Source organism: Paenibacillus sp. KN14-4R, assembly GCF_052180255.1.
Taxonomy (GTDB): domain Bacteria; phylum Bacillota; class Bacilli; order Paenibacillales; family NBRC-103111; genus Paenibacillus_AM.
Genome location: NZ_CP197466.1, coordinates 4,274,544 through 4,296,032, shown reverse-complemented (window position 1 = coordinate 4,296,032; position 21,489 = coordinate 4,274,544). Strand labels below are relative to the sequence as shown.

The following is a 21,489-nucleotide window of genomic DNA, read 5'->3' as shown; positions in this document are numbered from 1 at the left end:
ATCGCGGAGAGATAGATGATGGGGAGGAAGAAAAAACAATGAGAAAAGCTATATCAATCTTGTTCATGTTTATCATGGTCATGGTTTCTGCTTGCGGCGCCCCTGCTGGCGGCAATGCGGGGGGAGCGCAGACATCAAACACCGAGCAGGTGAAGAACGAGGCAGGTACAACACCACCTAATGGAGAAACGTCTGGGATGAAAAACAGCACGGAGAAGAAAACAATTGTATTTTCGACCTATTTTTCTGACGATTTCTTTTTAGAAGCCAAGAAAAGATATGAAGCTAAGCATCCTAATATCACAATTGATCTTCAATATATCGACCAAAAAGGTGACAACATTACAGAAGCTGATTCGGAAAAGTTTAAAAAAACAATAAACGCGGCCATGTTATCCGGTAAAGGGCCTGATCTGATTCAGATGGATCAATTGCCATCAGGGGATTATGTCAAAAAAAATCTGCTGGCCAACATAGGAAATATGATCGATAAGGACCCTAGTTTTAAGAAAGAGCAATACTATAGTAACGTTCTGGACGGGATCAAGGTAAACGGCGGAATTTATGGAATGCCGATGGGATTTTTTATTTCTGGTCTGATGGGGAATGAGACCGTAATTGAGAAAAGCGGTGTAAAGATCGACGATAGTAATTGGAATTGGGAACAGTTTACCGACAAAGCCAAGGAAATCGCCAAGAAAGCAGGCGGCAATCAATTCGCATTAGGTGGAGTCGCGCCTGAAAATATGATAAAAGACCTGGTTAATGGTCAGTATGCGACGTTCGTAAATCTGGAGAGCAAGAAGGCTAATTTCGATTCTGCTGCCTTTATCAAATTACTCAAGGATGTAAAGTTGATGTTTGATGAGAAGATGATAAGAGAAGATTATGGAGGAATTTTTTATAATGAGTTTATTAACTCACCCCAAACTTATATTCGTGAGTTAAGGAATACTGATTTTTTAAAGAAACCTTACAAGTCAAAGTTCTACTCCAGACCGAATGCAAGCGGGCAGGAGGCAGGCGGATTTTTCAGAACATACAAAACGATTGGCATCAATGAGAGGTCATCTGTAAAACATGAAGCATGGGACTTCGTAAAATTTATGTTGTCTGATGAGATGCAAGATCAAGCAGGCAGCTCCGGTTTCTCATTAAATAAAGCTACATACAAGAAGGTTGCTCAAGATGTATTAAAAAAGGGAAAAGTGATGTCTAATCAACCCGAAGGGGCTACGAAAGGCAAAGAGTTCGACATTACTCAAAAGGATATCGACGATCTGGAGAAGTTTATTACCGGCTTGAAATATCCAGTTGAGTTCAAGCCCTCCAAAATCGAAGAGATTCTATTGAAAGATTCCAAAGCCTATTTCACTGGACAGAAATCACCCGAAGAAGTAGCAAAGCTAATTCAGAATAGAGTGACGACTGTTCTGAATGAATAGGAAGTGGTATGAACATGACAGACAAGCGTTATTGGGATAAGCTGATCAGGCTGCTGCGAAAGGATTGGGCTGTGGCAGCCCTCTTTCTGGCACCAAGCCTGATTGGCTTTGCCTTGTTTTATCTTATTCCGTTTGCCATGGGATTTCTTTATTCGTTTCAGGATCGTACGGTTGACGGTTCATTTGTCGGCCTGGACAATTACATGGCACTGCAGGCGAGTGATTCCTTTCGCAAAGCGGCATCGAACACCTTTCTATTTACCAGTGTGAGCGTTCCTCTCATTATAGCTTTGTCTTTGCTGTTTGCGCAGTTGCTGAATCAAAAATTGTTTATCCGCAATTGGCTGCAGACCGCTTTTGTATTGCCGCTTGTGGTACCTGTCGCATCCATTGTGATGCTGTGGCAAATCTTGTTCGATTGGAATGGCACATTAAATGCGTGGCTGCAGAACTTGAATTTGGAGCGGATCGATTGGATGAAATCAGATTGGTCGATGGGTGTGTTAATAATCGTATATATATGGAAAAATATCGGATACAACATTATTTTATTTTTGGCTGGTCTACAAAATATTCCGAAGGACTACTATGAGACGGCGGATATCGAAGGGGCGGGCAAATTTCATAAATGGTTTCATATTACGCTTGTTTATTTAACCCCGACGATGTTTTTTGTCATTCTGATATCCATTATTAATTCGTTCAAAGTGTTCCGTGAAACGTATTTGATTGCTGGCGGATATCCGCATGATCGTATTTATATGCTGCAGCATTACATGAACAATATGTTTATGGCGGTCGATGTTCAGAAGCTGACAGCGGCTGCAGTCTTAATGGTAGGCTGTATTCTTGTTTTTGTGACGGTCCTGCTTGCTATCGAACGTCGCTTTCGGAATTTCATGGAATAAGGTAGAGGCGGTGAGAAGATTGACTGTATTCCGTAAGCTTGCGCTGACGCTGATTATGGGAGGGTTAGCTGCGGTGATGCTATTCCCTGTAGTCGTCACATTTACCAACTCCTTTATGACGGAAGCTGAGATAGGCTATAACTATCATCTCATTGGCCAAATGGTCGATATTGCGGCAGGGGAGAAGGACCAATTTATCAATTTAAAGCTGATTCCCGACTGGGTGTCATTCAGTCAATATATAGAGGTATTGTTTCATAAGCCTGTATTCCTCCAAATGTTCTGGAATTCAGTGTTTATGGTCGTACCGATTATAGTGGGGCAAGTGCTGGTCGCGTCTTTGGCTGCGTATGCGTTTGCCAAGCTTCAATTTTGGGGGCGGGACAAACTGTTTGTCATTTATCTGATGACCATGCTCATGCCGTTTCAAGTTACTTTGGTGCCAAATTATATTATCGCAGATAAGCTGGGGCTTATGAACACAACTCCCGCCATCATATTACCAGGGATATTCAGCGCCTTTGGCGTCTTTATGCTCAGACAGTTCATGTTGCATATTCCGAATTCGTATATCGAAGCGGCCAAAATAGATGGGGCCGGACATTTGAGAATTTTTTATCAAATTTTGGTTCCGCTTATTCAGCCGGGGATCGCAGCGCTTGTCGTATTGCTGTTTGTTGACAATTGGAATATGGTCGAGCAGCCGCTCATATTTCTGGAGGATGCATTCAAGCAGCCATTATCTCTGTATTTGTCGAGCATTAATGAAGGGGCAAGGGGCATCGCTTTTGCTGCTTCTGTTCTGTATATGACACCGATGGTGCTGTTGTTTTTATATGCGGAATCTTATTTTGTCGAAGGTATTCAATTATCGGGAATTAAAGGATAGTCAATTACGGGGGGATTTTAATGGAAATTCAGCCTACCGGTCAAGCGTTAAATGGACGCAAACGGAAAATTCGCATCCTTTTCGGCTTGTTTATCGGACTGTTGATCGGATTTACCCTGTTCAGCAATACGCTGAAGTCATTAACTTTACCCAAAGTGGCGTTAATAACGGCGGATCGGGGCGAGCTTGTTCATACATTTCAAGGCGGCGGGACTGTGAAATGGCGTATGGAATCGGCCTTAACGGGCGCTGCGGGAGGGAAAGTCAAGCAGGTCAAAGTCAAGGTAGGGGAGCTAGTCAAGAAAGGACAGGCGCTGGTCGTATACGACACGAAGGCTGTTCAATATCAGATACTGGATGAGAAGGCCGCTCTTGATAAGTTAAACATTTCTATTAAAGAGCTGGAGAATAATTATATTGAGATTTATCATAATGGGGATGAGAAGAGCATCGAAAGCGCTAGAAACGCTATAAAGGTTAGCTCAATCGATAAGGATGTTCTACAGCGTAGAATTCAAAAACTGCAGGAGGATTTGTCGGCAAATGGCACATTGGCTGCACCTTTTGACGGAATCGTAAAGAAAGTGGGTGCGGTGGAGGGGCTGGGTTCAACTGGAGGAGCCCCTGATGTCATTATTGCCAACCAGAGTCTTGGCTTTGATTTCGAGTTTCTTGCTCCTGCCGATGCTATTGGTCTTCTAGAAAAAGGAGCTAAGCTGGATGTTCAATTGAGCGGTAGCAATGCCAAGCAAGTCGAAGGTCGTATTGAAGAAATTCAGGATGCAGAGCTCCTCACTCAAACAGGCGAAGGCGCCAGCCAAACGAAGTACACTGCAATGAAGCGACTGATCGTTGCGATTCAAGGCGATGCTTTGCAGGGAGGGGAGCGGGCCGCGGTCGAGTTGACTAGAAAGATGGAAGATGTGATTCTAGTACCCAATAAAGCAATTCACGATGAGGGAAATAAAAAGTACGTATTTGGCATTGAGGAAAGAAACGGGCCTCTCGGCAATGCTTTTTACGTTCGCAAACGATACATTACAATCATAGATTTGAATGAAACGCAATCAGCCGTAACCCAGGGTTTATTCGAGCAGGAACAAATCGTACTCGAGAGCAGCGATCCATTGCAGGAGGGAGACAAGATTCGAGTCCATTAGTGCTGCCAAATAGAAAGCTTATCTTTGTTGCAGATATGGCAAACTAAGCCATCTTCGTATTATGAGGTCAACCAGAGTTTACTGGTTGGTCTCTTGTTTGTGAGTGGCGTTCAATAAAAGGGATAGCTAGCTTCGATCCGTATAATGGAAAAGCGCTTGACAAAACATAATCAGTCGCGTATTTTGTTAGTAACAAATAGATAATAACTAATAATTACTAACAAGGGGGTGTTTGAATGGAATTGCTGGATCGTAATGGATTGACCGAGAGAGAATTTTTAGCGCAATACCGCGCAGGGGATTATGAACGCCCGTCGGTGGCAACGGATATGGTCATTTTCACGGTTATGGATACAGAGGAGAATAATTACCGCAAGCTCCCGGAGAAAGAATTACGCTTACTGCTCATTCAGCGTGGCGGGCATCCGTATCTTGGGAAATGGGCATTGCCTGGCGGTTTTGTTCGTCCTACAGAGACGACGGAACAGGCGGCGCGGAGGGAACTGCAGGAAGAAACAGGCGTGGACAACGTTTATTTGGAGCAGCTGTACACGTTTAGTGAACCCGGACGCGATCCGCGGACTTGGGTCATGAGCTGTTCGTATATGGCGCTGATTGACAGCAGCAAGGTACAAGTGGAAGCGGGAGATGACGCTGATCATGCAGCATGGTTCCAGGTTACTTACCGACTGCTGAGGGAGTCGAAAGAGCTGCTGGATAATGGGTATATCAAGACCCTGCAGTATGAGTTGAAGCTTGTGTGCGGGGATATATCACTGGTCGCTGTGGTGGAGCGCACCATGAAGTCAACGGATACGGCTTATACCACAGAATATCGCATTGTATCTAATGAGGGATTGGCGTTTGACCACGCTAAGATCATTGCCTGTGCCATCGAGCGCATGAGGGGGAAGGTGGAGTATACGGACATTGCGCTGCATCTGATGCCAAAGCTGTTCACACTGACAGAATTGCAGCAGGTATATGAAGTAATTCTGGACAGGGAGTTGCTGAAAGCCGCCTTCCGCCGAAAGGTGACACATCTTGTAGAGGAGACGGATCATTACACGGAGAACGCCGGGCATCGCCCTTCGCGATTGTACCGTAGAAGTTGGGAGGGATTATGATGATTTACAATCTAGTAGATTTACGAAAAGCACACAATGCGGGGCAGAAATTCAAGTATTTATTTTTCTGGGGACATACGCCCCCTGCTGATGGCAGTATCAACCAAAGTTGTTTCAGCCAGTGGTGGAAGTGCGGTTTTACTGTAGAAGGTGAGTTCTATTCTTGCACCGAACAGTTTATGATGGCAGAGAAAGCGCGGCTGTTCCATGACGACGAGATGCTCGCGGAAATTATGAGAGCCAAGCATCCGAAAGAGATGAAAGCATTTGGGCGAGCTGTAAGGAACTTTGACAAGGAAATGTGGGAGCATAATTGCTATGACATTGTAAAACGCGGCAACCTCGAAAAGTTTTCACAAAATCCGGAGCTTTGGGATGTCCTAAAAGTAACGAAAAATCGGATCTTGGTGGAAGCAAGCCCGCGTGATCGTATTTGGGGGATCGGGATGGGAAAATCCAATCCGGACGCGGAGAATCCGACCAAATGGCGGGGAAGAAATCTGCTGGGCTTCGCGCTGACTGAAGTGCGAGACCAGTTGTTAGACAGAGACGGAGAGTAATATTCCAAGGGGGAAATGATTTTGAGATTCTTCACTATATTTGCTTCCAAGAACGACATGGATGATATCGAAAACAGGATATCAGACGTTTTTGCCAAAGGTTATGAAATCAAGAAAAACGAAAATGAATATTTCGTCAAGTCCAAAGGACTGTTCAATAGACACAAAATCTCGATAAGAGTCGCTTCCGAGGATACGGATCCTGATTATTTTGATAAGAATATTCCTGGGATGATGGGTTTCTATGACAGAATTCCTTTTGAAGACGAGAACCTTAAAGGGTTGGTCATGACGCAAATATCCGTCTTGAATACGATGATTGCTATCGAGACGGAGAAGGATATAAACGAAGGGAAGCTGCAGTTGTTTACAGAGCTGCTGTCCCAAATAGGAGGAATCGGCTTTTTGCCGAATGGTATTTTGCTTGATCAAGAAGGACTTGTCATTGTATATCCCGATGGGAAATCAGGACCGTCTAACTTCAGACCTCATGCCTGCACAAGAAAGGTAATGGGAGATGAGATCACATCCGAGGAAGGCGAGCAAAGAAAAGACAAGACAATCGTTTATTTAAAAGAGCATGGCATCCCATTTATTGATTCACTGCCTCAGCTTCCTTCATTAACGCAATGTGAATTTAAATCGCAGGAATTTATCGCTAGAAGAGCTGTCGCTTTACTAATCGTCATCCAGTACGCATGCGATGTGGCGCAAGGCAACGATCTTCATGAATCCAAAGACTTTGTCATAAACATGCTGCAAAGATTTGGTGTGGAAGAGTATCTGACTGAGAACGAAAGCAAATTATTGCAGGACGAAGAACCAAAGGTGCAAGATGCGGTCAATGTTTCCTGGCAATATGAAGCGTACTGGGCGCTAATCTGGGCGTTGGGTCTGGTTGATACACTCGAACTTCCAGTTGAGGTATGCGACAGCAACTATGCGATCAAAGTCGTCTCCAGCTGCGATACGTTTGAAGAGTTCTATCTCAAGACTGTGATGCGAAGCAAGGAAGAAATGGTGGATGAGGCCGATAAAATTTATAGACTTCATTGGGCATGTGTCAATAGTCGAGTCCAAGGACAAGAAGCTCCAGCTGGTATGATTGAAAGCATCGTAATGGAAAGACGCAGAGGATTGTTCTGGTTGATGGGTCATCGGAATGAAGAATGGGATGATATCTCGATGGATACCTAGCGAAAAAGGCGACAGCTGTGAGCTGTCGCCTTCAAACTAATGTTCATTTATTTTACATAGTAATGAAGTGGATATGTGCGGTATTGGGAAGGAGCCATCTTCTCGGATGTGTAGAAGCCAGCCGGTGCCTGAAGCAAATCAGGAATACGGTTGACGACTGTTGCACAAGTAAGCTCTACCGTTGCCGGGCAAGCGATGTTGACCTCAGTCTTCGGCTCGCCTTTAATAATCCAGTCGTTGTGATCCACTTCGTCCTCCGCATACACTTTACCGATACATTCCGTCACGATGACCGGCCCTTGATGGGTAACTGTTGTGACGACTGCGGACATGCCTGTCGCATCTCCAGCAGGAATCGTTTTCCCGAGTGTAGTGGAGTAAAGATCTTTATTATGCGTCATTGGAATCAGTTGTTGATCCATCGATTTAATGGTCCATCCGAACTGCGAACACAACCATTCGTTAGCGTTTCTCATAAAGGATGGAAGATCGTTGTTGCTGGCAATCTTCTCTTCAAATTCCTTTAGCGTCAAGCCTGCTCCGTGAACTTCCGCAAGTGCGATGCCGTACTCTTCGACGTTATAGCTGGACACGCCTTCAATTCTAGTAATCTGATGCGTAGCTCCTGCCAATACCGTAATCAGATTACCCCAGAACACATCTTGATACCCTGATCCGGTCAAGGTGCAATTATTCTCTTTGGCAAGTCGATCCAGGCGGTTAGTCAGCGCTGGAGAGGTTGTCCAAGGATAGAACGCTTCTTCACATGTGCTTATCGCGTTCACACCATGACGAGCAGCCAACTCAAAGGCGTTATACGTATCCGTCAATAAGCTAGTCGTTGAAATGATACATACGTCAGCGTCACATTCCTTGAATACTTGCTCGGCGTCAGTGCGAACAGGAACATTCAATTTCAGGCCTAAGCCTGCCACTTCACCTACATCTTTGCCGACAACGTTCGGGTTGAGATCAATCGCCCCTACGATTTCCGCACCTTTTTCATGTAAATATCTGAGAAAAACCTGTCCCATCTTACCGCAGCCGTATTGAATGACTCTAATTCTTTCTTTCATTTGGACAACCTCCTACATTGTTATTTTCTTCACAAGCTATGCCCTTATCATAAAGTCTATAGCAACTATAGAGTCAATCCCTTTTGATCGGAACTTGCAACTTCATAAACATATTCCGCTCGTCATGATGAAATACCGGCAGTTCCACGACCACTTCACAAATGTAATCGCCAATCACCTCGTAGCCGTGTTCCTTCACATAATCGAACAATTTACCCGCATATTCCCGCTCATGAAAGAAGCTGTCGCAGTATATGCACAAGTAGTCGTGCTCAGGGATAATCTCCACACCTGACTGCATCCCTAAGTCATGATCCACAAACAAAAACACTTCCGTCGATATAAACAGCCCCTGTTCAATCGTACTCTGCCGGATAATAGAGCCGACATTGCAAAAGTAAGCCATGGGCAGGTGGTTAACAATCGCCTGGGTGCGCAGCTCCCGCAATATATATTCGTACGTTTCAAGCGTATTTTCATAAATATTGACGCTGCTGTCATAACAATAAATTTTGCGCGCAGGAATACGCTGTAGAACGATATGCCCATTCCCTGGAGTGCTCATGTATGTATCGTAATTGTTAATGCTGACTTGGATCGCTTTCTTCATCTGATCCAGTTCCTTCATTTTATGATCAATAAGGACGGCTTGCTGCCGCAGCATATCGGGAATAGACGCTACATTTTCGGTATCGAACCAAGTCTTGATATTGTCCAGTGACATGCCTAAATATTTCATATAGTTGATCATATCCAGTCTGGCACATTGCTTGATACTGTAATAGCGGTAACCGGTATTCTCATCTACATACTCAGGGTGTAACAGCCCCAGCTTGGCATAATAGCGCAGCGTCTGCACAGAGGTGTGATTTAGTTCTGCCATTCGGCCGATCGATAGTTTATTCATAACGATTGTGCCCTCTCCAATGTCATTGTCATAAGTCAATCGTAATGAGTTTTGATTCATTAATCAATCGAGAAAGATAAGGCGAGGATGATTATCAGGTGTTCGGGCAAATTATTGAAAAAAGACATCGAGGGAGCGAATCAGATGGCAAGAAGAAATCGAAAATATGTGGTGCCAGGGGCAGAACAGGCGATGCAAGCTTTTAAAGCAGATGTGATGAAAAACGAAGGCTATGCCGTTAACCCCAATCGACCCGATGACGTGAAATTCGAAGTGGCAAAAGACCTCGGCGTACCGCTGCAGCCTGAAGGAAACGGCCAACTGACCACAGAATCGGTAGGACAGGTCGGCGGCAAAATTGGCGGTTCGATGGTGCGTGAAATGATTCGTCTTGCCCAAGAACGGTTAGCCAATCAAGATCAGTCTGAAAAATGATATTGAAAACTAATGAATCTGAATGTACGATTAAAATACTAATCGAAGGCGATTTGGAGGAAGTCATGCCTGAAGGTAAATAGAAATGGAATACACCTGAGGACGTGATTGAGATGAAAAAAGAAAAGCTCGTAAGCATATTCGACAAGCAAGCGATAAAGTACGAGAACAGAAAAGAAGGAAAGTCTCTCCCACAATGGCGTCAAAAATTGCTGCAGGATGCGAGGGGGCATGTGCTTGAACTGGCAGTAGGAGCGGGCGCGAATTTCCCCTTCTATCCACCAGAAGTGAAGGTAACTGCTACCGATTTTAGTGGGGAGATGCTGAAGAAAGCCCAAGAAGCGGCAAAAGGAACTCGTCTTCAAGTCGATTTTATTTTATCCGATATTGATGAGCTTGGGTTTGATGATCATTCGTTTGATACAATCGTTTCGACCTTGTCCTTTTGTTGCTATGGGGATCCGTTAGAAGTGTTAAATAAACTTCATCGGTGGTGCAAGCCTGATGGACAAATTTTGCTTTTGGAACATGGAATTAGCTCGAATTGGGGGATTCTTGCGGCTCAGAAACTACTGGATCCGCTTTTGTATCGATACATCGGTTGTCATCATACAAGAAATTACCCAGATTTGCTTCAGGCATCCAAATTATCGATAAGTAAAATGGAAAGCTATTGGTTTGACATGGTAAAACTCATTTGGGTAAAACCAACGCAGGAGGAAATAAAAAAACACTAAGAATCAACTTAGTGTTTTTCGTTTAGCTATTTAGTCGATTTTCGTCCAACCAATACCCCGTACAGAGATAAACTGACAAGGGCAATGAGTACAAGAATGAATAGGATATTACTAAACATGGAAGCATCGGAATTGCTCGTAAACCCTAGGAAGCTATTTCGCATGGCGGAATGGTCCATCATGGCTGCTGTATAGGCAATACCGATTGACATTGCGACATTCAGTGTTAAATTATAAAATCCGACTGCTGTTCCTGTTTTTGCTTTATCAATCGTGCGAATGCAAGAATCAAGTAATGGTGCATACATGAATGCAAACGAACTATTGAATAACACCATGGATATCACGAATACGACAACAGAAGTTTGTATAAAGAATGCGCCTAATAGTAAGCTGACTACAATACAAGACATAGCAATTGTAATACATTGTTTGCTTCCCAGAAACTTTGCAATTTTTCCAGAAAGAGCCCCGACGATCGTAGCTCCTACAAAGCCTGGAATCATTAATAGTGAAATGGTATCGAGCTTCATACCATATATCTTTTCAAGTAAGAATGGAAATAAGAAAATATACGCTAACTGTACAGAGTAAATGACAAAAGCAACACCAAGCAATGAGATAAACTGTTTATTCTTAAAGAATGATATTCCAATAAATGCTTTTGAGTTCTTAGAAATATAAATAAGGAACAATGTAATTGCAGCAACAAATAAGAGAAGGTAAACCCAATTGAAATCGTTAATATACAGGATTAGGGCTGCTGAAATGGTTCCCACGAGAAATAATCCTAATACATCTATTTTACTGTTTTTCGCTTCTTCCTTAGGAAGATATTTTACAATAAAAGGAAGGGTAACCAAGGTCACTAAAGAAAGTAAAAACAGAGTTGTCCAATGGAAGTACGTAGAAACGTAACCTCCAGTTAATGTTCCTATAAGCTGCGAAAGAGCAAAACTGCTTGTACTTAATCCTAAAAATTTCTTTTGTTCATTTGCCGGTAAATGTTTGGTTACAAATATCACATATAAGGTTTCAGCTGATGCTAAACCTGCCGTTTGGATAATGCGTGAGATAACAACTAACAAAAACGATTGTTGAAAAATGTATCCCATGATTGAACCGACACATATTAAAATGATACCCACGATAAAAAGTTTTCGGATACTAATGGAATCCGCCAAAGCTGCGTAAACCACCGCCCCAATTCCAATCACAAGGCCAGCTAGGGTGGCTTGCAAGCTAACTGTTGTCGCTGAGATGTTGAAATCCTTTGCCATATCAACAGAAATAATCTTAAACGAATTGTCAATGATCAAACATAATAGAAATAATAGCAGGGTGATAGGCACTGCTTTCTTAATATTATATTCCTGAGTTTCCTTCACGCACATCTTCTCCTTTGTTGTTCCCGTCTAATGATGTTTTAAAATGCAGCGCTTTCATGAGCAACCCAAAGATGAGTCATACAACATTGTATAGTTGTCTAAAAGTTAGTTGTTTATAACAAAGAGAACATTACCACACCTTGACCTATCTTACAACCCAATACACTACTTCCAAATTAATGGAATTAATTATGACTAAATTCGATTGGCATCTAAGTGCCCTGTATAACATTTATATAAAGGATTCCCGAACTTCTCCAAACCATGCATACGATCATTGTGATGAAATTTCGGAGAACAATTACAGATCAAGCTTTTTATTATCGCGTTGTTCAAGGTTGCGGGCCGTCTGGCTAAGCTTAACGTTTTTGTGATCCTCAAAAGTCCCCAATGCGAGATCAAAGACCGGATTTGTGACGCCGTACCAGTAATTTTCATTTTTATAGTGATGCCATAAATGGATTTTCTTCATCCAGCGGCCCCAGGGGGAGACGGGGGTAATCGGACGATGGGCGATATAATGCTTCCACTCATAAAACAATAGAAATAGGATTACTCCAGCGATAAAAGCATTTGCAATCACGAGGCTTGCTGAAATAAAGTAGGCCGTTGTTCCCGCAATAATGATGTTCGGCAGAGAGTACCACAAAGGCAGAAACAATAAATGCAGGTCATCTGGATTCGAGTGATGATCATAATGTAAGCGCTTAAGTAATTTCAAAAAGAATGGGTTCTTCGGAGTCTTTATGTGGAATAGGAAGCGGTGTGTGAGATACTCGGCAGCGGCATAAGCGGACATGCCTATGACCAAAGCAATCCATGGGCCGATGGATGTCAGGTTTGGGATTAGAAAGCCAAAACTGACCAGGAAGATTCCGCACATTATGGATATGTCGGAGAAAAAGAAAAACTCTTTTACATAGTTATCCCTCATTTAAAAACTCCTCCTCTTGAATAGTTTCTAATATTATAATTCTATTCAGAAAAGTTTGAAACAGAGCTCAAAAAAAGAACCTTGCCGTAATTAGCGAGGTTCTTATACATGTCGTCTTTCGGGTCAAAATGATTACTTTCGCTCTCTGCGAATCCAAAAGTTGAAGATATCATTTCTTAAATAGTCGAAAGAATATAGCACTTCTTTATTCTGCTCGTCATAGTGCAGCTGCTTCATTAAAATAACCGGAGTTTCTGCTTCTTTATCGACTTGCAATCGTCCGACATATTTGTCCTGCTTAAGCGGAACAAGCAACTCGGTATCCGCCCTGGCAATTTGGATTTTGCAATGTACTTCGAGGAAACCGAACAGGGACCCGGAAAAATCCAAGCGCTCGAATATATCGCCTACCAAATCTTTAGGCATAATATTAATGGAATAGGCCACCGGCTCTCCATCAGCATATCGAATACGTTCCACCTTCACCACTTTCGAGCCCTCTGCAATGTTCAGCGCCGAGGCCCATTCCGTGGTACACGCCATCTCGCCAATCATTTCTTTATTATCATCTTCAGTAAGTCCCGCCAGCTTGATCATCGTACCAATGCTTTGGAGAAATTCCAGACGACTCGGAATCATCGGAAGCGGCTTAATGACAAATGTACCGATCCCGTGCTTAACCAGCAGCTTGCCTTCCTGCTCCAATAGCTTAATCGCTGCGCGAAGCGTTTCCCTGCTGACGTTGAAGTATTTGGCCAGTTCATATTCGGAGGGAAGCTTTTGACCGATCTTCCACAACCTGATATCTATCATTTTTTCAATTTCCTGTTTGATATGCTGATAACTAACCAATACGATTGCCCTCGATTCCTTAAATTCCTTCCTTTTCCACTAAGGCAGCCTTTAATGCATCCAGCATGTGAGGATTGCTACAAATCAGCAACGAGTGATGATGAATGTCCATTCGCAGCACCTTGCCCCCGGCCTCTTCAGCGATTAATACCCCTGCGCATATGTCCCAATCATTAAGATCGAACTCCCAATATCCATCAAAAAACGATGCCGCAACAAAACATAAATCCAAGGCAGCGCTGCCGGTACGCCGGATCCCAGAGACCTTTCCAATCATTTTATTAAAATACTCCAGGTTAATAGGTTGTTCACCCTGCTTACTGGGAAAGCCTGTGGTAAGTAAACTATGCTTCAATTCGCTCGTTCCCGAGACTTGCATACGCTTCCCATTATAATAAGCACCGCCGCTTCTGATGGCGTGAAATTTCATATTCAACCAGGGACAATACACCATTCCTGCTTGCGTAATCCCCTTATGCTGCAAAGCTATCGAAATCGATGACATCGGAAACCCATGAATAAAGTTGGTCGTTCCGTCGATCGGATCAATGACCCATAAATAATCGCTATTTCTATCCAGGAAACCTCGTTCCTCGGTTAAAATGCTATGGTGAGGATATTTTTCGTGTATACATTGGATCAAGATCTCTTCGGATTTCACATCAACATCGGTCACAAAATCAGTATCATGTGCTTTTGTCGTTACTTGAATATGATTACATTGTATCGCATTCCTTTGGAATACAGCTACCTGTTCTACCCACCCCTCAATATCCTTCATCAAGTCATCCATATTCATATCATCACGATTCCTTATTTGATCAATTTAACTTCCCAATCATTCACATCCATTCGGATGATTCTATGCGTGGTGTCCGGACCCTCCGTGTAATAAATCTCCGCTTCCGTATGCTCCCGAATAAGATTGTTGATCTCGGGATGCGGTAGTTGGTAGGTCCCTTCATCATCAGCACTAACAATGACATACTTAGGCGACAAGTTGCGAAGCCAAGGTCCTGACATATGGCGCGCATCCCCATGATGCGGTGCCTGCACAATATGGACATCCTTAATCTGAGATGTATATAGCTCCCAGAAATCAAGCGCTACATCCGAGGTGAGAAGCACCACAGAGGATTCGTTATAACGAATCAGCACCGCGAGGGCTGTCTCATTCAAAATAAGATCAATCCACTGCAAGCGCTCCTGCTGCTGATCCAGCTGTTCCAAATCCAACCTGTCCAGCTCATTTTTTAATTGCTGTAATCGACTGTCGCTCGGCATCAGGAGATTAAACTCGACACCCTGCTCATGGATCGTATAAGGCTGCTCTATGAGATTTAGAGGAATGTCTAGCTCCTTGGCCTGATTTATAATCTGCTTATATAACGACAAGGACGCCAGCATTGGCGTTGAATGATCATTCAATCCACTCATCAGAATATGCTCGGGCAACGGAACATGAAGTATAATTTGTCCAATCGGCACTTTGCCTATTATGGGGAGCACCCCGCCGATATGATCTCTGTGAAAATGAGTGAGGAGCAGTACGTCGATCTTCTCGATCGCATGTTCCTGAATGTAATTACGCAGACTGCATCTTCTTGGATTGGCGTTAGGATTCACATCGCCGGCATCAACTACAAGGCAGAAGCAACGATCATTGTCTATGATCCGAATGACCGTTGCTTGGCCAAAGCCGACATTTAGAAAATCAACGATGCATTTCATTTCGACGTCCTCCAATCGACCGCAAAATATAAAATATTGAAAATACAAGTACAAGCAAAACCATAATCATAGATGCCGCCGCCCCATATCCGATCTGCAGATTGTACACGCCATGCTTGTAAATATATTGCGTGATCGTCGTTGTGGAATTGGCCGGGCCTCCACCGGTCAATATGTTGACCTTATCAAACAAACGGAAGGAATCAATCGTCCGAAGCAATACAACCAATAACAGGCTCGGCCAAATATTCGGTAATGTAACATGCCAGAAGACCTTCCATCCGTTAGCTCCGTCTACCTTAGCCGCTTCGTATTGCGATCTGGATACGGCTTGAAGCGCTGCATACAGCAATAAGAACGTAAAGGGTGTCCATTGCCAAATATCGATATACAAAATGGTGTTAAAGGCAGTATGAATGTCCATCAGGAAATTAAACGGACCTAGTCCAACAAAAGAGAGCAGATGATTGATAATGCCGTTATGGTTGCTGAGCATCATTTGCCAAATCAATGCTACCGTTACGGGCGGAAGCAGAGACGGGATAAGCAGGGATACCCGCAACCACTTCAGCCCCTTCTTCACATTCACCACAAGCAGTGCCAGCCCGAGCCCCAGAACCGTTTCAATAGAGACCGCCAATAACATAAATTTAATCGTATTCCAGACAGCCTGGCGAAACTGCTCATCCTTAAGAATAGCGATGTAATTGCTGAGTCCGACAAACTGTCTCGAATCGCTAGCTAAATAATAATAATCGGTAAAGCTGTTCGTCACCGTATACACGAAGGGAAATACCGTTAATCCGATTAACAACAAGAAGACAGGAGCTAGCATAATCAGTTGAAATCCCCGCTTACTGTGCAAGTCCATTCCACTCCTTCATTTTTCGCAAATAAACCTTACTGCATAATTTTGTTGATAGCTGTATTCGCTTGAGATAATGCGTCTTTCACCGATTTGGTACCCGCGATAGCCGCAGATAATTCCGCTCCCAACGCTTCCTCCACCCGTGACCATTTCGCCGTTCTTGGTCTAGCTACTGAATTTTGCAAAGCCTTCAGCTGTACTGGGAAATGCTTGTATTTGGCAGCGAGTTCACTATCTAAGTAAACGCTTTTTCTCGTCGGTACGCCGCCATGCTCAACCATCGCCTTTTGTGTCTCGCTGCTCGTAATGAAGGTCAAAAATTTAGCAGCCAACTCCGGGTTATGCGAATTGGAAGTTACGCCCATCATCCAGTTGCCGATCATCCCTGTTGAAGTGGGAGCCGCAGTGGAGGAAGCTTTGGACGGAATCGGAGAAAAGTCTGCACTAGCGTTCCCCCCTTTGATGAACCATGAAGGCCAGCCCAATGCCATAGCCGCACGCCCCTCGGATACCGAGCTAACAATGTCCGTCGTCTCGTAATTAGTCCCGGAAGCTAATAGCTTAATATACGTATTCAAAGCCTGCTCTCCAGCCGCGGTATCAACTTGAGATTTCCAGTTGCCGTCAAAGATCTGTCCGCCATATGCCCAAAAGATCGGTAAAAAGTCAGAAACGATCGGGTTGCCTTGTTGTCCTCGAATCACATAACCAGCTTTGCCATCGGCTGTATGAATCTCATTGGCAATCTTAAGCACATCTTCCCAACTTTTCGGTGGCTCATATTGATGGCTGTCCAGCAATTTCTTGTTATAGAAGAACATCTGCACATTGCCCGAGAAAGGCAAGGCATATAAATCTCCCGTTGCATACGGGTTTTTACCTAATTTTAACGAAGACTCCTCGAAATCATCGTCTCCCTTGATACCTAACTTGGATAGGTTAGCAAAAATACCTGCCTCGCTAAACTCCGGCATCCACGGATCATCCGCCATAATCAAATCGTAAGCACCAGCTTTATTCTTCGAGTCCAACGATATTTTTTTCTTCAAATCCGCGGATTCCAACCCGATAATCTCGACTTTTACATTATTTTCCTTCTCGAAGCTTGCCTTAACAGCTTCCATAGCTGTTACATGGGAACCACCTCTGGCAGCAATGACAAGCTTATTCGGGCCTTTCGACTGACAGCCGGTAAAGATCGACACCAACATCATCAAACTCAACAGCATAACGATATTTTTCTTCATCTCTCTTATCCTCCTATTCTTTCACTGCCCCGGCAGTTAAGCCGTTCATTAAATGTTTTTGCATAAAAATAGCAGTCAACATCACTGGAATCATTGATATAATACCGCCGCTCGCAACTTTTCCCCACTCCGTTAATTCCTGCTCGCTGTTTAATGTAGCCAGCTTCAATGGAATCGTAAAATCATCTGGACTTTGAATAAAGATTACGCTATACAAATATTCATTCCATGAGTCCATGAAGGAGAGGATGGTCACCGCTGCGATTCCCGGCATGACCAACGGCAAAATAACTTTGGCAAAAATCACAAATTCGGAAGCTCCGTCGACTCTCGCGCTCTCCTCAATTTCTTCCGGCACTGCGTAGAAGAAGGCCATCATGAACCAAATGACGAACGGCAAGTTAACCAATACATGAGCCAATATAATTGGAATCTTCGTGCTCAGCAGCCCCGCGTCGTTCATCAAAATATATAACGGAAGCGCAAAAGCGATGGGTGGCAGCACTCTGACCAGCAGAATCCAGATTAACAGCGAATTTCTGAATGCTACCCTAAATGTTCTCCGTCCCAAAATGTAAGCACAGGGCAATCCACATGCCAATACAATCAGTAACGATACGATGGTGATCAGCAAACTGTTAACAAACGGCAAGAAGTAATGATCTTCTGTAAAAATACTTATCGCATGCTCCCAGGTTATGGATCTCGGGAATATGGAGACCTCGGAAAATAAATCCGACGATTTCTGTGTCGCCATCACAACCATCCAATAAATCGGAAATAGTGTACATATCAGCACTCCGGTTAACAATCCGTATTTGAAGGCTGTCTTCAATTTGTTCAAATTGTTCCCCTTCCTTTTCATTTGTCTAGACGTCTATACATTCACTTTACTTCTCTTTTGTTAACACTGAATTATCTTGATATTAATAAATTGTTAATCGGGATGGAGAGTGCCCTGCGAAGGATTGCGGCAACTGCTCTGGTTGGAGCGAGGACATCGGGTCAGCTTTGCACGATGGATACCTTGATCCAAAATTTATAATTTGATCCGAACCCTTTTTGAGAAGCAAAATGAAATGTGATAAATTGGTAGAGTAGAGCTAACTTAAGGAATCTTTATCAAGATGCTGGTTGGTGGCCCGATCGGAACGAGGATGGAATATTACAATTACTTACTCGTGGTGTTGCAGTAGGAGCTTGGGAAAAGGGATTTGAAAGTCGAGCCGAAGACAAGTTCTAATAAAGGATGTGTAATAATGAAAGCACCAAAATTATTAGCAGGTGATGAAATACGGATAATCTCGCCTTCCAGAAGTATGTCAATGATAACAAATGAGCAGAGAAAATTAGCAGAAAAAAGGCTTGAAGAATTAGGGTTCAAGATAACTTTTTCTAAAAACTCTTTAGAATCTGATGAATTTGTCTCTTCATCAATCAGATCAAGATTAGATGACCTGCATGATGCGTTTTTAGATCCTAACGTCAAAGGGATATTATCTACAATTGGTGGCTATAACTGTAACCAACTATTAAAACATATTGACTATTCAATTATTAAATCTAATCCAAAACGATTTTGTGGATATTCTGATATAACTGCATTGAGTAATGCGATTTATACAAAGACAGGGTTAATCACCTATTCTGGTCCACACTTTTCTACCTTTGCTATGCTTCATGGTAATGAATATACAATCGAGTATTTTAAGAAAATGATGATGTGCGATGAAATCATTAATATTAATCATTCCAACCGATGGAGTGATGATTTATGGTTTTTAGATCAAGAAAACCGTTCTTTCATCAATAATGATGGACCTTATGCGATTAATGATGGAGAAGCACAGGGAACTATTATTGGTGGTAATCAGTGTACGCTCAATTTATTACAGGGTACTGAATTTATGCCGAGTTTAATAAACTCAATACTATTTATAGAAGATGATTATGAAGCACACCCTCAAACTTTTGATAGAGATTTACAATCTCTTATTCATCAACCTATGTTTGAAGGTGTTAAGGGAATAGTTATAGGTAGATTTCAAAAATCTGTAAATATGAATAAAGAACTATTGAGAAAAATTATTAAATCGAAGAGAGAATTAGATAACATCCCAGTTATTGCTGATGTAGATTTTGGTCATACGTCTCCATTAATTACTTTTCCTATTGGGGGGCAAGTAACAATAAAAGCATACAATAAAACAATAGAGATAATTATTACTGAGTAGGTATATCAAAGAAGTATCCCAGTGCTTGCTTTTCAGTGATTTGCAGTGTAGAAAGGTTAGTTAATTAACAGAAAATTTGAACACTTTTAGCGGAATTTAAAAATTTCCGGTTCAGAGCCTCACGATAATGCTTGCACCTTACGTAACGTAAGGTTTTATAATAAAGTTACCGGTATAAAGCTAGTGTCAAAGAGTGGAGAGGGTTAATGAAGACATATTCGAAGATCGGGGATCTCGCCAATCTGACGGGGCTTACCGTACGAACCTTGCGATTTTATGATCAAATCGGATTGTTCTCTCCGTCGGGACAGACAGAATCCGGCCACAGGTTATATAGTGAATCGGACTTGTCGCGTTTGCACCAAATTTTATCGCTTAAGGAGCTTGGGTTATCTCTCGAGCAGGTTAAATCGGTTTTAACTGGTGGGCAAATCAGTCCGCTTGAGATCGTGGGCCTGCAGATAAACCGAATCAAAGAGCAGATCAAATTGCAGCAGAAACTATTGGAGCAACTTGGACATGTATCCAAGCTTATGCAGGGTAAGGCGCAATTAACGGTTGAAGATTTCACGAGCCTTCTGCAAGCGATGAAAATGGAATTTGAGAAGCCGATCATTGAGCGGCAAATGATTTGGGAGCGACAATTGGATATGCTGGGAGTCTTTCTTACCGAAGAGAGCGATATGCCGAAATTTAAGGAGGAAAATCAATGAATGAACGATTCATCAAGCATGCGACCTTCGTCGTCGAGCGGACGTATGCTGCTTCACCGGAGCGGGTTTACCAAGCCTGGTCCGATCCGATTGCCAAGTCCAAGTGGTTTTCGAAGCCGGACATCTTCGACTTTCAGGTTGGCGGACGCGAATACAGCAGTGGGGGACCGCCGGAAGGGCCGATCTTTACGTTCAACGCCAGTTACCAGGAGCTTGTTCCTGAGCAGCGCATTGTCTATACATATACCCTGGATTCGAACGGCACACGCATCTCTGTCTCGATTACATCGGTCGAGCTTATCAAGGTGGAGGGTGGCACGAAACTGATTTTTACGGAGCAAGGATCATACTTTGACGGACATGATACGCCGGAAGAACGGGAACATGGCACAAACATCATGTTGGATACACTGGGCAAGGTACTTGATGAGGAGGAATAATCATGACAATAGGTGAGAATGAAATTATATCCTCACGTGAAGTCGATGTACCGCGGGAGCTTGTGTTTCGGGCTTGGACAACTCCCAATTTGCTAGCTCAATGGTGGGGGCCTCATGGCTTCACGAACACGTTTCACGAGTGCGATGTAAAGCCAGGTGGTGAATGGCTATTCACCATGCACGGACCTAATGGTGCAGATTACCCGAATCATAATGTCTTTGTTGAGATCGTACCGATAGAGCGGGTCGTGATTGAGCATCTGTCCGGTCACGGATTTCGAGTAACGGGAACCTTCGAGGACCTAGGAGGCCGTACCAAAGTTACTTTCCGTCAGCTTTTCAAGACAGCAGAGGATTTCGAACGAGCAAAGCCAATCTGTGTTGAAGCTAATGAACAGGTCATGGATCGGCTAGGCAAGCTGCTGGTGGAAATGGCCACCTAGAGATGCAAAGTAATATCGGAATCTAAAGTTATCGTCGTTCACGCTCCTTATCGGAGTTGGACGGCGATATTTTTTTTATATATCTAATAATAAAAACACTTGAAAGTGACGTTGCGTCATTTTGTATAATGGAGCCAATGAATGAGCTCCTCATGAGTTAAGTCCATTAATTCGGTGGAAGGGGAGAAGAAATTATAC

23 protein-coding genes are annotated in these 21,489 nt (G+C 43.2%); 13 read left to right on the top strand and 10 right to left on the bottom strand.

The genetic code is table 11. The annotated features are described in order from the left end of the window. Positions 1 to 38 precede the first annotated feature (38 nt). The 7 genes from ACSBOP_RS21085 to ACSBOP_RS21055 all read left to right on the top strand — a co-directional run bounded on the left by ACSBOP_RS21085 (position 39) and on the right by ACSBOP_RS21055 (position 7,286). Positions 39 to 1,445 carry an ABC transporter substrate-binding protein gene (locus ACSBOP_RS21085; protein WP_442602441.1) on the top strand — a complete coding sequence of 469 codons (1,407 nt, stop codon included), beginning with the start codon at positions 39 to 41 and terminating at the stop codon, positions 1,443 to 1,445. Positions 1,446 to 1,459: 14 nt separating this feature from the next. Next, on the top strand, positions 1,460 to 2,353 hold the full coding sequence (locus ACSBOP_RS21080) for a carbohydrate ABC transporter permease (RefSeq protein WP_442602440.1): 894 nt from the start codon (positions 1,460 to 1,462) through the stop codon (positions 2,351 to 2,353). Between the two features lie 55 nt (positions 2,354 to 2,408). Next, positions 2,409 to 3,242, top strand: coding sequence for a carbohydrate ABC transporter permease (locus ACSBOP_RS21075; RefSeq protein WP_442604552.1), 834 nt, complete (start codon positions 2,409 to 2,411; stop codon positions 3,240 to 3,242). A 20-nt stretch (positions 3,243 to 3,262) separates the two neighbouring features. Next, the gene (locus ACSBOP_RS21070) at positions 3,263 to 4,402 is read left to right on the top strand and encodes an efflux RND transporter periplasmic adaptor subunit (protein WP_442602439.1); all 1,140 of its coding nucleotides are present in this window, start codon (positions 3,263 to 3,265) and stop codon (positions 4,400 to 4,402) included. Positions 4,403 to 4,638: 236 nt separating this feature from the next. Then, on the top strand, positions 4,639 to 5,529 hold the full coding sequence (locus ACSBOP_RS21065; RefSeq protein ID WP_442602438.1) for an NUDIX hydrolase: 891 nt from the start codon (positions 4,639 to 4,641) through the stop codon (positions 5,527 to 5,529). Beyond that, positions 5,529 to 6,089 (top strand): NADAR family protein, encoded by a 561-nt coding sequence (locus ACSBOP_RS21060; protein WP_442604551.1) that lies wholly within the window; start codon positions 5,529 to 5,531, stop codon positions 6,087 to 6,089. Before ACSBOP_RS21065 ends, ACSBOP_RS21060 begins: the two co-directional genes overlap by 1 nt. A 21-nt stretch (positions 6,090 to 6,110) precedes the next feature. Then, positions 6,111 to 7,286, top strand: a complete 1,176-nt coding sequence (locus ACSBOP_RS21055; protein ID WP_442602437.1) for a DUF4272 domain-containing protein — start codon at positions 6,111 to 6,113, stop codon at positions 7,284 to 7,286. A 47-nt stretch (positions 7,287 to 7,333) separates the two neighbouring features. Here the strand turns inward: ACSBOP_RS21055 and ACSBOP_RS21050 are convergent, their stop codons facing one another. Together ACSBOP_RS21050 and ACSBOP_RS21045 are read right to left on the bottom strand one after the other, a co-directional pair. Next, on the bottom strand, positions 7,334 to 8,362 hold the full coding sequence (locus ACSBOP_RS21050; protein ID WP_442602436.1) for an NAD(P)H-dependent amine dehydrogenase family protein: 1,029 nt from the start codon (positions 8,360 to 8,362) through the stop codon (positions 7,334 to 7,336). A gap of 73 nt (positions 8,363 to 8,435) precedes the next feature. Next, the gene (locus ACSBOP_RS21045; RefSeq protein ID WP_442602435.1) at positions 8,436 to 9,269 is read right to left on the bottom strand and encodes a MerR family transcriptional regulator; all 834 of its coding nucleotides are present in this window, start codon (positions 9,267 to 9,269) and stop codon (positions 8,436 to 8,438) included. Positions 9,270 to 9,413: 144 nt separating this feature from the next. Between ACSBOP_RS21045 and ACSBOP_RS21040 the strand changes: the two genes are divergently transcribed. Next, positions 9,414 to 9,704, top strand: coding sequence for an alpha/beta-type small acid-soluble spore protein (locus tag ACSBOP_RS21040; protein ID WP_442602434.1), 291 nt, complete (start codon positions 9,414 to 9,416; stop codon positions 9,702 to 9,704). 113 nt (positions 9,705 to 9,817) lie between these two features. Next, the gene (locus ACSBOP_RS21035; RefSeq protein WP_442602433.1) at positions 9,818 to 10,441 is read left to right on the top strand and encodes a class I SAM-dependent methyltransferase; all 624 of its coding nucleotides are present in this window, start codon (positions 9,818 to 9,820) and stop codon (positions 10,439 to 10,441) included. Between the two features lie 26 nt (positions 10,442 to 10,467). Here the strand turns inward: ACSBOP_RS21035 and ACSBOP_RS21030 are convergent, their stop codons facing one another. The 8 genes from ACSBOP_RS21030 to ACSBOP_RS20995 form a co-directional block, all read right to left on the bottom strand. Then, positions 10,468 to 11,829 carry an MFS transporter gene (locus ACSBOP_RS21030; protein ID WP_442602432.1) on the bottom strand — a complete coding sequence of 454 codons (1,362 nt, stop codon included), beginning with the start codon at positions 11,827 to 11,829 and terminating at the stop codon, positions 10,468 to 10,470. Positions 11,830 to 12,130: 301 nt separating this feature from the next. Further along, complete coding sequence (locus ACSBOP_RS21025) at positions 12,131 to 12,763, bottom strand: sterol desaturase family protein (RefSeq protein ID WP_442602431.1); 633 nt, start codon at positions 12,761 to 12,763, stop codon at positions 12,131 to 12,133. Positions 12,764 to 12,895: 132 nt separating this feature from the next. Beyond that, on the bottom strand, positions 12,896 to 13,576 hold the full coding sequence (locus tag ACSBOP_RS21020) for a GntR family transcriptional regulator (RefSeq protein WP_442602430.1): 681 nt from the start codon (positions 13,574 to 13,576) through the stop codon (positions 12,896 to 12,898). 58 nt (positions 13,577 to 13,634) lie between these two features. Further along, on the bottom strand, positions 13,635 to 14,414 hold the full coding sequence (locus ACSBOP_RS21015; protein WP_442602429.1) for an inositol monophosphatase family protein: 780 nt from the start codon (positions 14,412 to 14,414) through the stop codon (positions 13,635 to 13,637). Between the two features lie 14 nt (positions 14,415 to 14,428). Beyond that, the gene (locus ACSBOP_RS21010; protein WP_442602428.1) at positions 14,429 to 15,346 is read right to left on the bottom strand and encodes a ComEC/Rec2 family competence protein; all 918 of its coding nucleotides are present in this window, start codon (positions 15,344 to 15,346) and stop codon (positions 14,429 to 14,431) included. Continuing rightward, the gene (locus ACSBOP_RS21005) at positions 15,330 to 16,211 is read right to left on the bottom strand and encodes a carbohydrate ABC transporter permease (protein ID WP_442602427.1); all 882 of its coding nucleotides are present in this window, start codon (positions 16,209 to 16,211) and stop codon (positions 15,330 to 15,332) included. The genes ACSBOP_RS21010 and ACSBOP_RS21005 overlap by 17 nt, the downstream gene beginning before the upstream one ends. 35 nt (positions 16,212 to 16,246) lie before the next feature. Then, complete coding sequence (locus ACSBOP_RS21000) at positions 16,247 to 17,461, bottom strand: extracellular solute-binding protein (RefSeq protein WP_442602426.1); 1,215 nt, start codon at positions 17,459 to 17,461, stop codon at positions 16,247 to 16,249. A 13-nt stretch (positions 17,462 to 17,474) separates the two neighbouring features. Beyond that, positions 17,475 to 18,305 carry a carbohydrate ABC transporter permease gene (locus ACSBOP_RS20995; RefSeq protein ID WP_442602425.1) on the bottom strand — a complete coding sequence of 277 codons (831 nt, stop codon included), beginning with the start codon at positions 18,303 to 18,305 and terminating at the stop codon, positions 17,475 to 17,477. Between the two features lie 415 nt (positions 18,306 to 18,720). Between ACSBOP_RS20995 and ACSBOP_RS20990 the strand changes: the two genes are divergently transcribed. From ACSBOP_RS20990 to ACSBOP_RS20975, 4 genes are all read left to right on the top strand, one after another. Then, a complete protein-coding gene (locus tag ACSBOP_RS20990; protein WP_442602424.1) occupies positions 18,721 to 19,695 on the top strand; it encodes a S66 family peptidase in 975 nt (324 codons plus the stop codon). 206 nt (positions 19,696 to 19,901) lie between these two features. Continuing rightward, positions 19,902 to 20,408, top strand: a complete 507-nt coding sequence (locus ACSBOP_RS20985; RefSeq protein ID WP_442602423.1) for a MerR family transcriptional regulator — start codon at positions 19,902 to 19,904, stop codon at positions 20,406 to 20,408. Continuing rightward, positions 20,405 to 20,848 carry an SRPBCC family protein gene (locus tag ACSBOP_RS20980; RefSeq protein WP_442602422.1) on the top strand — a complete coding sequence of 148 codons (444 nt, stop codon included), beginning with the start codon at positions 20,405 to 20,407 and terminating at the stop codon, positions 20,846 to 20,848. Before ACSBOP_RS20985 ends, ACSBOP_RS20980 begins: the two co-directional genes overlap by 4 nt. Positions 20,849 to 20,850: 2 nt before the next feature. Beyond that, positions 20,851 to 21,291 (top strand): SRPBCC family protein, encoded by a 441-nt coding sequence (locus ACSBOP_RS20975; protein ID WP_442602421.1) that lies wholly within the window; start codon positions 20,851 to 20,853, stop codon positions 21,289 to 21,291. Positions 21,292 to 21,489: the final 198 nt, after the last annotated feature.

Coding starts and splice junctions, on each gene's coding strand:
- ACSBOP_RS21085 (WP_442602441.1), top strand. CDS start 39: ATGAGAAAAGCTATATCAATCTTGTTCATGTTTATCATGGTCATGGTT.
- ACSBOP_RS21080 (WP_442602440.1), top strand. CDS start 1,460: ATGACAGACAAGCGTTATTGGGATAAGCTGATCAGGCTGCTGCGAAAG.
- ACSBOP_RS21075 (WP_442604552.1), top strand. CDS start 2,409: ATGGGAGGGTTAGCTGCGGTGATGCTATTCCCTGTAGTCGTCACATTT.
- ACSBOP_RS21070 (WP_442602439.1), top strand. CDS start 3,263: ATGGAAATTCAGCCTACCGGTCAAGCGTTAAATGGACGCAAACGGAAA.
- ACSBOP_RS21065 (WP_442602438.1), top strand. CDS start 4,639: ATGGAATTGCTGGATCGTAATGGATTGACCGAGAGAGAATTTTTAGCG.
- ACSBOP_RS21060 (WP_442604551.1), top strand. CDS start 5,529: ATGATTTACAATCTAGTAGATTTACGAAAAGCACACAATGCGGGGCAG.
- ACSBOP_RS21050 (WP_442602436.1), bottom strand. CDS start 8,362: ATGAAAGAAAGAATTAGAGTCATTCAATACGGCTGCGGTAAGATGGGA.
- ACSBOP_RS21045 (WP_442602435.1), bottom strand. CDS start 9,269: ATGAATAAACTATCGATCGGCCGAATGGCAGAACTAAATCACACCTCT.
- ACSBOP_RS21040 (WP_442602434.1), top strand. CDS start 9,414: ATGGCAAGAAGAAATCGAAAATATGTGGTGCCAGGGGCAGAACAGGCG.
- ACSBOP_RS21035 (WP_442602433.1), top strand. CDS start 9,818: ATGAAAAAAGAAAAGCTCGTAAGCATATTCGACAAGCAAGCGATAAAG.
- ACSBOP_RS21025 (WP_442602431.1), bottom strand. CDS start 12,763: ATGAGGGATAACTATGTAAAAGAGTTTTTCTTTTTCTCCGACATATCC.
- ACSBOP_RS21020 (WP_442602430.1), bottom strand. CDS start 13,576: ATGATAGATATCAGGTTGTGGAAGATCGGTCAAAAGCTTCCCTCCGAA.
- ACSBOP_RS21015 (WP_442602429.1), bottom strand. CDS start 14,414: ATGAATATGGATGACTTGATGAAGGATATTGAGGGGTGGGTAGAACAG.
- ACSBOP_RS21010 (WP_442602428.1), bottom strand. CDS start 15,346: ATGAAATGCATCGTTGATTTTCTAAATGTCGGCTTTGGCCAAGCAACG.
- ACSBOP_RS21000 (WP_442602426.1), bottom strand. CDS start 17,461: ATGAAGAAAAATATCGTTATGCTGTTGAGTTTGATGATGTTGGTGTCG.
- ACSBOP_RS20990 (WP_442602424.1), top strand. CDS start 18,721: ATGAAAGCACCAAAATTATTAGCAGGTGATGAAATACGGATAATCTCG.
- ACSBOP_RS20985 (WP_442602423.1), top strand. CDS start 19,902: ATGAAGACATATTCGAAGATCGGGGATCTCGCCAATCTGACGGGGCTT.
- ACSBOP_RS20980 (WP_442602422.1), top strand. CDS start 20,405: ATGAATGAACGATTCATCAAGCATGCGACCTTCGTCGTCGAGCGGACG.
- ACSBOP_RS20975 (WP_442602421.1), top strand. CDS start 20,851: ATGACAATAGGTGAGAATGAAATTATATCCTCACGTGAAGTCGATGTA.